Here is a 12,804-nt window from a genome sequence, read left to right as displayed (position 1 = left end):
TGTCCGGTGCCGTCAGGCGGTGCCCGCCTCGACCTCGGACAGCGCGCGGTCGAGTCGTTCGCCGATCGCGCCCGCCAGGGTCTCGGTGGTTCCGTAGGTCCACAGCAGCGTGGGTGAAAGCCGCAGCACGAACGCCGATTCCAGGCGGTTGCGCAGTTCCAGGCTCATGAGCGAGTCGAGTCCGAGGGCCTTGAACGGGGTGCTCGCGTCGAGTTCGGCCGTCGGCATGCGCAGTACGCGCGCGGCGACCTCGACTATCTTGTCCCGCACCAGGATCTGCCGGTCGTCGCTCGTCGCGGCGGACCAGGCGGCCTGGAACTCGCCGCCGGTCCGGCCGGGCCGCCCGTCCCGCGCGCTCGCGCGCAGTCCCTGCCAGCTCGCCTGCGCGGCGGCGTCGGGGTGGGCGTCGAACCATTGGCGCGGGTCGAAGGACAGGTACCCGACCACGTCGCGGTCCTCGGTCAGGAAGGCGGTCAGCGCGGCCCAGGCCGCGTCGGCGCCGAAGCCGCCCATGCCCTGTTCGGCCAGGCGCGCGCCCCGATTCTCCTGGGCGGCGGCCAGGCCGATCTCGGCGAAGGGGCCCCACTGGACGCTCAGTCCGGGCTGTCCGGCATGGCGCCGGGCCCGGGCCAGGGCGTCCAGGTAGGCGTTGGCCGCGGCGTAGGCGGCCTGTCCCGGATTGCCGATCAGCGCGGCGGCCGAGGAGAACAGCACGAACAGGTCCAGGGGGTCGGACGCGGTGAGGGCGTCCAGGTGGCGGGCGCCGTCGATCTTGGGGCGCAGCACCCGTTCGAGCTGATCGGGCCGCAGGCCCAGGATCGTCGCGTCGTCCAGGATTCCCGCCGCGTGGAAGATCCCGCGTACCGGGGGCAGTTCGGCGCGGATGCAATCCAGCGCGGCGGCAAGGGATTCCCCGTCCGAGACGTCGGCCCGATAGCTGTGAATCCCGGGCTCACCGGTGGTGTCCGGTGCGTTGCGGCCGATCAGCGCGACCGCCCCGGCGCCGGCGGCGCGCAGGTGGGCGGCCAGGCTGCGGCCCAGCGCGCCGTGGCCGCCGGTGATCACGTAGGTGCCGTGCGCGCGGAAACGGCCGTCCGGCAGGGGTTCCGGGGCGATCTCGGCCACCGTTTCGGGTGCGGTGAGCACCAGTTTGCCGATGTGGGCGCCCCGGGTCATGCGCGCGAGAACGGCTGCGGCGTCGGCGAAGATGTACGCGGTGACCGGCAGCGGGGCGAGGGCGCCCGAGCTGATCCGATCCCAGGCCGCGCCGAAGACCGCGGCGAAGCGTTCGGGTCGCCGCGCCATCAATCCCGTGAGATCGACCGCGGCGAAGGTGATTCCCTTCGCGAAGGCGTGCAGGCCGATGCGGCGGTCGGCGTAGATGTCCTTCTTGCCGACCTCGATGAAGCGGCCGTCCTCGGCGAGCAGCGCCATGCCCAGATCGATGGCGGCGCCGGTGAGGGAGTTGAGCAGCACGTCCACCCCGTGCGGGCCGGTCACCTCGCGGACCCGGTCCGCCCAGCTCAGGTCGCGGGAGTCGAAGACGTGCTCGAGGCCGAGTTCGCGGCGCAGGTACGCGCGGCGTTCGGGGGTGCCGGCGGTGGCGATGATCCGGGCCCCGATACCGCGGGCGACGCCGATGGCGGCCAGCCCCAATCCGCCGGTGCCGGAGTGGATGAGCACGGTCTCGCCCGGTGCGAGCCGGGCCAGGGTGACCAGGGCGTACCAGGCGGTGGTGGTGACCATCGGCTGGGCCGCGGCGATCTCGGTGGCCATCCCGGCGGGGATCGGCCGCGTGTGGTCGGCGCGCACGGTGAGGTGCGAGGCGATCGCGCCGAATCCGCAGCCCACCACGCGATCTCCCACGGCACGGCCGGTGACCTCGGGTCCGACCGCGCGGATGACGCCGGCGCATTCGAGCCCGAGCAGGTCCGGTGCGGCCGAATCGTCGGGGTAGGTGCCGGCGGCCTTCATGGCGTCGATGAAATTCAGTGCCGCGGCGTCGATTTCGATCAGCACCTCCCCCGCCCCGGGTTGCCGCACGTCCAGCGGCCGGTACCGCAGACCGTCCCAGAATCCGCCCGCGGTCCGGGCGAGCCGGAACGGTTGGGCGGGCGTGCGCCACGGGCGCGCGGCCACGGCCGGTTCGAGGCGCTCGCCCCGCTCGAGGTGTGCGACCAAGCGCTGGTCGGGGCGCAGCACGACCTGGTCCGCGCCGGTGCGCGCGAGGAGTTCGGCGGCGCAGTCGTCGAACCGCGGTTCCAGGTCGCGCTCGGGGGCCAGGTCGATGAGCTCGGCGGACAGTTCGGGGTGCTCGCGCCGGAGCACGCGCACGAATCCCCAGTAGAGCGCGCCGCCCGGGTCCGGTCGGTCGCCCGCGTCGGCGGCCTGGGCCCCGGTGGTCACCACGACCAAGCGCGGCGGCGTGGATGTCGTTCGGACACAGGCGCGTACGAGGTCGGCGAGCTCCGCCAGGCCCCCCCGCTGCGCGGCCAGGCCCTGCTGTTCGGCGGGGGCGAGGTAGACGACGGTGAGATCTAATTCGGTGGCGACCGGGGCCGCACCGGCGGTGGCGGTGGTCGGGGCGGAGACGATCCGTGCGCCTGCGCGGCGCAGGGCGGCCGTCAGAACGGCGGCCTGCGGCGCGGAACCGGTGACCGCGAACACCTCGGTGGGGGCGGCGGAGGCCGGGCGAGGGGTGGGGCGCAGGGTCAGGGTGAACTCGCGGTCGTAAGGGCGGGTCTGCGTGGGATCGGGGGCGATCTCGACGAGTTCCAGGCCGAGCAGGCGGGCCAGGGGCTCGTGGTTCGGGGCGTAGAGGTGGATGTCGGCGGTGGTGTCCGAGCGGCGGATCGCGAACACGTGGGCGGCATCGATGAAGCCGGACGGTTCGGCATCAAGCACCAATTCGCCTATGCCGGCGGGGAGCACGGTGGTCTCGCCGTCGAACAGCGTCAGGGCGGTCTGCATGGCGCAGTCCAGCAGGACGGGGTGCAGTTCGCCGGGATGGGACTGGGCGCGGGCGCGATCGCTCAGGGCTATCTCGGCCAGCGCCACGTGTTCCCCGTCCGTTCGCAGGTGGCGCAGTGCGCGCACGCCTTGGAAATCGGGGCCGTAGTCGAGGCCGCGGCGGGCGCAGGCGGCGTAGAAGTCGGCGGGGTCGATGATCTCCGCGTGGTCGGGATCGGCCGCGGGGTAGTGGCGGGGTGAGGTGGGCCGGTCGAGGGTGTGCAGGGCGCGGCCGCGCGCGTGCACGGTCCAGCCGCCGGTGTCGGTGGTCAGTGAGGCGATCTCGAAGCTCACGCCGGTCGAGAAGTCTTGGCGCAGAGTTATTTCGGCGCGAGCCGGGGCGGTCCCGAGCACGAGCTTCTCGATGAATCGCACCCCCGACAGTGCGACCGGTCGGGTGCCGAGGTGGGTGCCCGTCGTAGCGATCGCGAGGGCTGCCAGCATCGCGCCGGGGGTCACCACCGCTTCCCCGACCCGGTGATCGGCCAGCCACGGCAGGGCGTTCCGGTCGATGGTGACCGTGGCCTGCCACGCGGTGGCGTCGATGACGCTGGGATACACCGGAACTCGCAGCGGATCGGTGGCGGGCGTGGTCGCCGAGGCACCCTCGGTGAACCAATGTGACTGCCCCGCGAGGGGATACGGCGGCAGGGTGATGCCGGATCCGACGACCGTACTCGGGCCCGGTCGCAGTCCGGCGACGAAGGCGCGGGCGCGGCTGCGCGTCATCTCCGCGACCGGGTCGCGGTCGCGGTGGCACGACGGCAGCGCGACGGGCGGGACAGCGCGCTCGGCGGCGAGCTGTTCCACGGCGGGCAGCAGCACCGGGTGCGGACTGATCTCGATCACATGGGTGACGCCCGACTCGAACACCGCCGTCATGGCGTCGGCGAAAAGCACCGGCTCGCAGAGGTTCTCGACCCAGTAGTCACCACCGAGGTCCTGCGCCGCGACGGGCCGGACCAGGACCGTGGACATCATCTCGATCGCACCCGGCCGGGGTGTCACGCCGCCGAGTTCGGCCAGCAGCGGCGGGCGCAGTGCCGCCATCCCCGGGCTGTGCGAGGCGTAGTCGACGGTGACCATCCGGCAGAACACGCCGTCCGCGCCGAGTATCTCGGCCAGCGCCTCGATGGCGTCGGCGTCGCCCGACAGCACGCACGAGGTCGGCCCGTTGTGCACCGCCAGCGCCACGTCGTCCTCGAAACCCGCGATGGCTCCGGCGATCTCGTCGACCGGCAGCTCCACGGCCAGCATCCGCCCGGTACCGGCGACCGAGCGCAGCAGCGCGCTGCGCCGGGCGACGATCAGCGCCGCGTCGTCGATGTCGAGCAGCCCCGCGACGGTGGCCGCCGCGATCTCACCCTGACTGTGCCCGATCACCACGTCGGGCACGATGCCCTCGCGCCGCCACATGGCCGCGATCCCGAGCGAGAGCACCCACAGCACCGGCTGCACCCGGTCGACCCGGTCGAGCCACCCCGGCCCCGCCGCGCCCGACACGACCGCGACGGGGTCCCAGTCCACGTACGGCCGCAACGCGGCCGCGCACGCGTCGACGGCGCCGGTGAACGCCGGATCCCGCCCGTACAGCGCGGCTCCCAGCCCGTGCCACTGACTCCCCTGCCCCGGAAACACGAACGCCGTACGCCCGCCCTCGCGGGCCCGCCCGCTCACCACCCCGGCCGTCTCGCCCCCCGGATCGTCCGCGTATCCACGCAGCGCCCCCGCGACCTCCCCCGCGTCCGTGCCGAGCACGGCGACCCGCAGCGCCAGGTCCGGCCCCTGCCGCACGAGCGCGGCCCGGACCTCGTCCAGCCGCTCGGGCGCGGAGTCCACCAGGTCCGCGATGTCCCGGCAGCGCTGCCGCAGCGCCTCGGCCGAGTGCCCCGACACCGCCACGAATCCCCCGGCCGGTGAAGTCGCGGGGATCGGTTCGGCCCGGTCCGCCGGTCGGGCGGAACGCGGGTTGTCCGCGCCGCGGAGGACGACGTGGGCGTTCGTGCCGCCCCAGCCGAAGGAGTTCACGCCGACCAGGGCATCGGGGCCGGTCTCGAACGCGGTGTGTTCCCGGGTGATTCGCAGGTTCAGGGTGTCGAAGGGGATCTCCGGGTTGGGGGGATCGGCGTGCAGGGTGGGTGGGATGCGGCCGTGTTCCAGGCACAGGACGGCTTTGACCAGGCCCGCTATGCCCGCTGCGGCTTCGAGGTGGCCTATGTTCGTCTTGATCGAGCCGATCGGGAGGGGGGCCGCTTGGTCGCGGCTCGCGCCGAGTATCTCGCCCAGCGCCCGCGCCTCGATGGGATCGCCACGGCGCGTGCCGGTTCCGTGCGCTTCCAGGTAGGCGAGCCTGCCGGGGTCCAGGGTTCCGGGTGGGTAGGCGCGGCGGAGCAGGTCGCGCTGGCCGTCGAGGCTGGGCGTGACCAGGCTGCGGCCGCCGCCGTCGTTGTTCACCACGGTGTGCTCGATGACGGCCCGCACCCGGTCGCCGGCGCGGAGCGCCGCGGACAGGGGTTTCAGATAGAGCGCCACCACGCCCTCACCGCGCACGAAGCCGTCCGCGTCCGCGCCGAACGCCGCGCACCTGCCGCGCTCGGACAGGCCGCCGAAGTGAGTGAGACCTATCGAGACATCCGGCGCCAGAATCAGATTCACGCCACCGACCACCGCCGCGTCGATGTCGCCGGACCGGATCGCCCGGACCGCCAGGTCGAGTCCGACCAGCGCGGAGGAGCACCCGGTCTCGACGGTCAGGCTGGGCCCGGTCAGTCCGAGGAAGTACGACACCCGCGCGGCGATGATGTCCAGCGCCGTGCCGACCGCACTGTGCTGACTCGCGCCCAGACCGAGTTCCTTGCGCAGGATCTGGTAGTCGTGCCAGGAGGCCCCGATGTAGACCCCGGTCCGGCTCCCGCGTAGCGAGCCCGTCGGCACCCGCCCGTCTTCCAATGCCCGCCAAGTCATTTCGAGCATCAGCCGCTGCTGCGGGTCGATGTCGGCGGCCTCGCGCGGGGATATTCCGAAGAACGCCGCGTCGAACAGGTCCACACCCTCGAGGAACCCGCCGACGGCCTGGATCCGTTTGTCACGGTCCAGGGGCGCGTCGGCGTCCCACCGTTGCGGCGGCACCGGCCCGATGGCCGTGCCGCCCGCGTTCAGCAGCTCCCACAGCGCGCCGATGTCCGCGGCGCCGGGAAACCGGCCCGACATGCCGACGATGGCAACGGGTTCGCTCGAGTATGTGTTCATCGGATGTCTCCGCCCCTTCGATTCACCGTTCCGCGCGCGCACCCGAGTGCGTGAAACGCACCGCGCCGCACCACAGCAGCGACTTCTCCAGCGGCCCGATCGCGTGTTCCGGGGTCCACGCCGAGCCGCGCAGTACCGGCTGCGATCGCTTGGCCAGCGCGGCGGCCCGGAACACCGACGCCGCCGAGTCGACCGTCCACCCCCGGAAGAAGTCCAGGGGCGCGGCGAATTGCCAGCGGGCGGAAGCGAGTTTGCGCCCGAGCGTCAGATTGACCATGCGCAGCATGCCCGGCGACCAGTGATCCATGGCCCACCAGCGGATGTCGGGGCGGCGCAGCGCGTCGCGCAGGGTGGCCACCTCGGCCGGCGGCAGGTACGGCAGCAGGCCCTCGGTGAGCACCAGGGTGTTCCGCGCGCCCGCGGTCGCCTCGTCCAGGAACGCGGTCAGGGCGGCGGTGTCGGTGACGTCCAGCGCGCGGGTGACGCGCCGGCAGTTCGGCGTCTCCGACGCGAGCACCGACTCCTTGTAGCCCAGCAGATCGGGCAGATCCGCCTCGTACCAGTCCAATTCGGCGGGCAGCTCGAGCCGGAACGGCCGGGTGTCCAGACCCGCGGCCAGGTTCACGACCCGATCGCAGCCCGCCGCGATCGAATCCAGGATCAGATCGTCGATGAGTTTGGTCCGGACCACCGTGGGCCACATGCTCGGCCCGGTGGCCGTCATCGTGACGCCCTCGGGCCCGGCGAGTTTCGCCGCGAGCCGATCCCGGTACAGGGCGTCCGGGCGTTCGGACTCGATCGCCCGGTACGCCGCCACCCAGCGGGCGGTATCGGAGACATCGCGGATCGACGGCTCGGTCATGACTGGCTCCCGTCCCGCGCGGACCCCCGGCCCGTCGCGATGCTCGTGGTGAAGCTGTAGTGCTCGATCGGGAAGTGCCCGGCGCGCCACCACGCGGTCAGCGCGGTCGTCGGCCGGAAGACCGGCGAGTCGCCGTGCTGATCGAGAAAGGTCGAGGTGGTGCAGGCGCCGGTGAGGAACACCGAGGTGGACTGGCGCTCGCGCATGTCCGCCACGAACGCGGCGTGCGGTTCGGGCCGGATCTCGACGCAGGTCGCGCCGCGCGCGTACATCTCGCGGATGCACCGCACGGCGTGCCGGGTCGAGTTCTCGATCATCGGGAAGTACAGCGAGGTGAAGGAATACGTGGTGCCCAGGACCGCGAAGCTGTTGGGCCAGCCGGGCAGCGTGACCCCCTCGTAGGCCCCCGAACGATTCGTCTCGTAGTAGTCGGCCAGATCCACGCCATCGCGCCCGACGATGGGGAACGGCGGGTTGGCGCCCCGGCCGAACACCTCGAAACCGGTTGCCAGTACCAGGGTGTCGAGCTCGCGGTGCTCGCCGTCGGCGGTCAGGATTCCGGTCTCGGTGATCCGCGCGATGGGGTCGGTCACCAGTTCGACGTTGTCCCGGGCGAAGGTCCGGTGGTAGTCGCTCGAAATCGACGGCCGCTTGCAGCCGTAGCGGTAGTCCGGCGTCAACTGCGCGCGTACCCGTTCGTCGCTCACCTGTTTGCGCATGGCGTTCAGTGACAGGCGCTCGATCAGCGTCACCGTGGCGGGCAACTTGCGCCGGAACGCGAAATAGGCGATCGCCTCGTGCATCACGTCGATCTGGAACCGGATCACCCGCAGGATGAACGGCAGGAGGCGGAACAGCCACCGCAGCGCCCGCGGCACCGGCAGGTCCACCTTGGGCACCACCCAGACGGCGCTGCGCTGGAACACGTGCAGCCGCTTCGCCCGCGCGGCCACCGGCGGAATGAGCTGTACCGCCGAGGATCCGGTGCCGATCACCCCGACGCTCGCGGCGTCGAGATCGTGCTCGTGATTCCAGCGCGCGGTGTGGATCACCGTGCCCGCGAACGAATCCAGGCCCTCGATGTCCGGTGTCCGCGGCTGCACGAGCGGGCCGTGCGCCACGATGACGAAGCGCGCCCGCAGCGGACCCGCGTCGGTGGCGATGTCCCACATGTGCTCGCGCTCGTCGAACACGAGCCCGCTCACCTCGGTGTGCAGCCGCAGGTGCGGGCGCAGCCCGTACTTGTCGACGCAGCTCTCGGCGTAGGCCTGGATCTCCGCGCCGGTGGGATAGGTGCGCGTGCTGAGCAGGTTCGGCTCGAAGGAGAAGGCGTAGCTGCACATCGGGATGTCGACCGCGACATCGGGATAGGTGTTGGCGGCCCAGGCGCCGCCGACGCGGTCCGCCCGTTCGAGGATGACGAAGTCCTCGATCCCGGCGTCGCGCAGCCGGATTCCGGCGCCGATGCCGCCGAATCCCGCGCCGATCACGGCGACTTCCACGCGCCGGGGTTCGGCCTCGCTCATTGTCCGGTCTCCTGATAGCTGTTGTGCGGCAGCGGTTCCCGGGCGCCGGTGTGGACGAGCCGCACGGCCCCGCACCACAGCCGGGACCGCCCGATCGGCCCGATCCCGGTGTCGGGCAGCAGGGCCGAGCCGCGCAGCGCCAGCGGCGAGCGCCGCCAGCGCGCCCCGGCGCGGAACGTGGAGTGCGCCGCGTCCACGGACCAGCCCTCGAAGAAGTCGAGCCCGGCCGCGAAATGCCAGCGCGCGGCGCCCAATCGGCGGCCCAGGGTGCGGTTGACCCCGTACCGCACCCCCGGTGACCAGTGATCCATCAGCCACCAGCGGATCGGCGCCCGGCGCAGCCGCTCGGACAGCGTCGCGACCTGCTCGGGTCGCAGGTACGGCAGCAGTCCCTCGGTCAGCACCAGCGCGTGTTCGGCCCCGGCGGTGGCCTCCGCCAGGAAGTCGGTCAGGGCCGCGGTGTCGGTCACGTCGAGCTGTGCCGCGACGCGCCGGCAGTTCGGCTGCTCCGCGGCCAGCACCGACTGCTTGTAATCGCTCAGCGCGGGCAGATCCGCTTCGTACCAGTCGATCTCGGCCGGAATCGGCAGCCGGTATGGGCGGGTGTCGAGCCCGGCGGCGAGGTTGACGACCCGGTCGCAGCCCCGGGCCAGCGTGTCCAGGATGAGATCGTCCAGGAGCTTGGTCCGGACCACCGTCGGCCACATGGTGGTTTCGGCCGCCATGGCCGCGCCCCGGGGTCCCGCCAGCGCGGCCGCGAGCGGATCGCGGAACAGCGCGTCGGGCCGGGCGGATTCGAGCGCCCGGAACCCCGCCACCCAGCGGGCGGTGTCCGAGACGTCACGCATGAGCGATTCGGTCATGAGGCCGTGGTTTTTTCGATCGAGGTGAAGGAGTAGTCGTCGATCGGTGAGTGCCTGGTGCGCCACGCCGCCTCGACGGTGCTGGTGGGCCGGAACAGCGGCACGTCGCCGTTCTCGTCGAAGTACCAGCTGTACGTGCGTTCGCAGTGCGATCGGTAGAACAGCGTCTTCTTCTGGCGTTCGATCATCTCCGACACGTACGCGCGGTACGGGTCGGGCTTGATCTCCACGGCGGTCGCGCCCCGGCGCCGGGCCTCCAGGATGCAGCGCACGACGTGATCGACGCTGCTCTCGATGGTGACGAAGAAGGCCCCGGTCATGGCGTAGAGGCCGGGCACGGTGAAGTTGTTCGGCATCTGCGGCAGGGTCAGGCCCTCGTACTGGCCTTTGCGGTTGGACACGATGAGCGAGCGCAGGTCCTGCCCGTCACGGCCGGTGGTCTTGAAGCGCGGCAGGTTCGTCTCGTCGAGGGTCTCGAAACCCGTTGCCAGGATGAGGGTATCGAACTCGTGGTGCACGCCGTCGACGGTGCGCAGACCCGTTTCGGTGATCTCGGCGATGTCGGCGGTCACGAGATCGACGTTGTCGCGGGCGAACGCCTTGTAGTAGGTGCTCGACATCGACAGGAACTTGCACCCGAACCGGTAGTTCGGGGTGAGCTTGGCCCGGATCTCGGGATCCGGAACCCACATCCGCAGTGCCAGTTTGATGATCGATTCCAGGAAGGTCACCGACGCCGGGATCTTGTAGCGGAACACGGCGTTGTACAGGACTTCGAGCCAGAACACCGCGATCCAGCGCGGGATGAACATCATGAACGGCAGGATCCGGTAGCCGAAGCGCAGCAGCGCCGGGAGCGGGAAATCCGGTTTGGGCAGCACCCAGATCGGCGTGCGCTGGAAGACGCTCACCCGCCGGGCGATCTTCGCCATCGCCGGAATGACCTGCACGGCAGAGGATCCGGTACCGATGACCCCCACCCGCGTATCGGTCATGTCGTGCGTGTGATCCCAGCGCGCGCTGTGGATCACCCGGCCGTTGAACCGGTCGAGACCCTCGATGTCCGGGTACTTCGGCCGGCCGAGCCCGCCGTACGCCACGATGATGAAGCGGGCGTGGATGGGCCCCTGGGTGGTGTCCAGCCGCCAGTGGTGCTCGGCGTCGTCCCAGGTGGCCGCCAGGACCTCGGTGTTCAGCCGCAGGTGCGGCCGCACGCCGTACCGGTCGACGCACCGATCCGCGTACGCCTTGATCTCGTGCCCGCGGGCGTAGGCGTACTCCCAGTTCGGATTCCGCTCGAAGGAGAAGCTGTAGCCCCAGACCGGAATGTCCACGGCCACATCGGGATAGGTGTTCCAGTACCACACCCCGCCGATGTCCTCGGCCTGCTCGACGATCGCGAAGTTCGTGATCCCGGCCTGGCGGAGTTTGATACCGGCGCAGATGCCGGAGAATCCGGCGCCGATGACTGCTACCTCGAGCAGGGCGTCTTTGTCGGTCATGAGCGTCTCCTGACGAACTCTCGGACACGGAGGGTGAGGGCCCGCCCGCGCGCGGCGATGCGGCGGGTTCGGGGGCGCGGGGGTGCCGTCGCCACCGCGGTGTCGACGGCCGATTCGGGCGTCATGAACATCGCGGCGGCGTAGTCCGCGAAGAGGTCGGCGGTCGCGAAGTCCTTGCGGGCCAGTAGTTCGTCCATCACCGCGCCGAGCAGTTCGGGATCGGCGCGCTCGGCGACCTCGCCCATGACCTTCGGGTTCATGAACGGCGCGGCGTCCGCGACCGCCGCCGCGTCGATGCCGGAGAGCAGCGTCATGGATCGTTCGGTCCGGTTGTCCAGCAGCTGCGCGCTGAGCGAGCGCCCGAGCAGCCGCGGCGGCAGCACCGTGGTGGCCAGCGGCACCGCCACCCGCAGCGGGGCGAGCCGGCCGATCCGCGTCAGCCGCGCGTACTCGACGGCGTAGCGCTCGTGCAGATACGCCACCACCAGGTCGCGCAGATCCGAAAGGTCCTGTGCGTCCAGCTGTTCGAGATAGTCGAGGCGGTCGGGCTCCACGTGCAGGGCCTCGGCCAGTTTGCCGAGCTGGATCCGGTTCGCGCGGTCGCTCACGGGCGCCGCCCGAGCAGGACCGCGCCCAGGAGCGCGCGCACGGGGCGGGGGCGGGCGGAATTCTTGGCCGCCAGCTCCCGGCGGGCCAGCCCGCGGTCCCGCACCGGCGCGGTGCGCAGCAGCGCCAGCAGGTCGGCGCACTGCTGCTGGGAGAGCGCCGCGAGGGCGGGAAGTCGCGCCCCGAGTTCCCCTTCCAGGGCTCCCCGGGGGTCCGTCGTCGAATTCATCGTGATAGCCGTCCTTTGTCGCCGGGTGCGTGGCGAGCGAGCGAAACCGCCAATCGCAGTGCGCGATCCACGGTCCGCCGCCCGATCGATTCGGTGCGCGCGGAGGTGCCGGGGGCGGGCAGGATTCGGCACAGCAGCGGATCGGGCAGTCCGCGCCGGCGCCACTCGCGCGGATAGCCGATGGAGACCTCCTCGAACCGCACCCCGTCGTAGTGGTCGGTGCGGCGCAGATGCAGGTGCCCGTAGACCACGCAGGCCACGTTGTACCGGCGATGCCAGTCCGCGGTGAGATCGGTGCCGCACCACATCGCGAACTCCGACCGGAGCAGTCGATCCGTCGGATTTCGCACCAGGGGAAAGTGATTGATCAGCACCAGCGGCACCGCCGGGTCCACGCCGTCCAGCCGCTCGCGGGTGTAGCGCACGCGCTCGGCGCACCACTGCTCCCGCGAGTCGTAGGGATCGTGCGCGAGCAGGTGCTCGTCGGTGGCCAGGGTGCCCCTGGCTTCGGCGAGCGCCAGACCCGCTGCCTTGGTGTCGATTCCGCGCGGCAGGAAGGAGTAGTCGTAGAGCAGGAACAGCGGGGCCAGCACCGCCGACCCGCCCGCGCCCTCCCACACCGGGTAGGGATCCTCCGGTGTCACCACATCCAGCTCGCGGCAGACCTCGACCAGGCGGCGGTACTTGCCCTCACCGCGCAGATGCCCGGGATCGAGTGCGGTGGTCCACAGTTCGTGGTTTCCCGGCACCCAGATCACCTTGTCGAACCGCTCGCGCAGGGTCGAGAGCGCCCAGCGGACGGCATCGGTCTTCTCCGCCACGTCACCGGCCACGATCAGCCAGTCCCCCGGCGTGTGCGGCCGGATCCGCTCGACCACCTCGCGATTGCCGAGGTGGCTCACGTGCAGATCACTGACCGCCAGCACGCCGGGTTCCACGCCGCTCACGCGGGATCCGT

At 71.5% G+C, this 12,804-nt stretch carries 8 protein-coding genes; all 8 read right to left on the bottom strand.

Annotated elements, in window-relative coordinates:
- Nucleotides 1-12: 12 nt before the first annotated feature.
- From ACWDOP_RS31045 to ACWDOP_RS31010, 8 genes are read right to left on the bottom strand one after another with little or no spacing between them, the layout of a single operon-like run.
- Complete coding sequence (locus tag ACWDOP_RS31045; protein ID WP_456347893.1) at nucleotides 13-6,258, bottom strand: SDR family NAD(P)-dependent oxidoreductase; 6,246 nt, start codon at nucleotides 6,256-6,258, stop codon at nucleotides 13-15.
- 22 nt (nucleotides 6,259-6,280) lie between these two features.
- A complete protein-coding gene (locus tag ACWDOP_RS31040; RefSeq protein WP_456347892.1) occupies nucleotides 6,281-7,120 on the bottom strand; it encodes a class I SAM-dependent methyltransferase in 840 nt (279 codons plus the stop codon).
- Nucleotides 7,117-8,646, bottom strand: a complete 1,530-nt coding sequence (locus tag ACWDOP_RS31035; protein WP_456347891.1) for a flavin-containing monooxygenase — start codon at nucleotides 8,644-8,646, stop codon at nucleotides 7,117-7,119. Before ACWDOP_RS31035 ends, ACWDOP_RS31040 begins: the two co-directional genes overlap by 4 nt.
- The gene (locus ACWDOP_RS31030) at nucleotides 8,643-9,509 is read right to left on the bottom strand and encodes a class I SAM-dependent methyltransferase (RefSeq protein WP_456347890.1); all 867 of its coding nucleotides are present in this window, start codon (nucleotides 9,507-9,509) and stop codon (nucleotides 8,643-8,645) included. Before ACWDOP_RS31030 ends, ACWDOP_RS31035 begins: the two co-directional genes overlap by 4 nt.
- Entirely contained in the window at nucleotides 9,506-11,011 is a 1,506-nt protein-coding gene (locus ACWDOP_RS31025) for a flavin-containing monooxygenase (RefSeq protein ID WP_456347889.1), read from the bottom strand. The genes ACWDOP_RS31030 and ACWDOP_RS31025 overlap by 4 nt, the downstream gene beginning before the upstream one ends.
- Nucleotides 11,008-11,619 (bottom strand): hypothetical protein, encoded by a 612-nt coding sequence (locus ACWDOP_RS31020; RefSeq protein ID WP_456347888.1) that lies wholly within the window; start codon nucleotides 11,617-11,619, stop codon nucleotides 11,008-11,010. Before ACWDOP_RS31020 ends, ACWDOP_RS31025 begins: the two co-directional genes overlap by 4 nt.
- Nucleotides 11,616-11,846 carry a hypothetical protein gene (locus tag ACWDOP_RS31015; protein WP_456347887.1) on the bottom strand — a complete coding sequence of 77 codons (231 nt, stop codon included), beginning with the start codon at nucleotides 11,844-11,846 and terminating at the stop codon, nucleotides 11,616-11,618. Before ACWDOP_RS31015 ends, ACWDOP_RS31020 begins: the two co-directional genes overlap by 4 nt.
- Nucleotides 11,843-12,793: a metallophosphoesterase family protein gene (locus ACWDOP_RS31010; RefSeq protein ID WP_456347886.1), complete on the bottom strand. Its 951-nt coding sequence runs from the start codon at nucleotides 12,791-12,793 to the stop codon at nucleotides 11,843-11,845. Before ACWDOP_RS31010 ends, ACWDOP_RS31015 begins: the two co-directional genes overlap by 4 nt.
- Nucleotides 12,794-12,804 lie beyond the last annotated feature (11 nt).

This window comes from Nocardia sp. NPDC003693, from assembly GCF_053981095.1.
The sequence above is the reverse complement of the archived record's forward strand: the minus strand, read 5'-3'. Positions and strand labels throughout refer to the sequence as shown.

Bases quoted from the DNA above. Each gene is read 5' to 3' on its own strand.
- ACWDOP_RS31015 (WP_456347887.1), bottom strand. From the start codon at position 11,846: ATGAATTCGACGACGGACCCCCGGGGAGCCCTGGAAGGGGAACTCGGG.
- ACWDOP_RS31025 (WP_456347889.1), bottom strand. From the start codon at position 11,011: ATGACCGACAAAGACGCCCTGCTCGAGGTAGCAGTCATCGGCGCCGGA.
- ACWDOP_RS31035 (WP_456347891.1), bottom strand. From the start codon at position 8,646: ATGAGCGAGGCCGAACCCCGGCGCGTGGAAGTCGCCGTGATCGGCGCG.
- ACWDOP_RS31030 (WP_456347890.1), bottom strand. From the start codon at position 9,509: ATGACCGAATCGCTCATGCGTGACGTCTCGGACACCGCCCGCTGGGTG.
- ACWDOP_RS31045 (WP_456347893.1), bottom strand. From the start codon at position 6,258: ATGAACACATACTCGAGCGAACCCGTTGCCATCGTCGGCATGTCGGGC.
- ACWDOP_RS31040 (WP_456347892.1), bottom strand. From the start codon at position 7,120: ATGACCGAGCCGTCGATCCGCGATGTCTCCGATACCGCCCGCTGGGTG.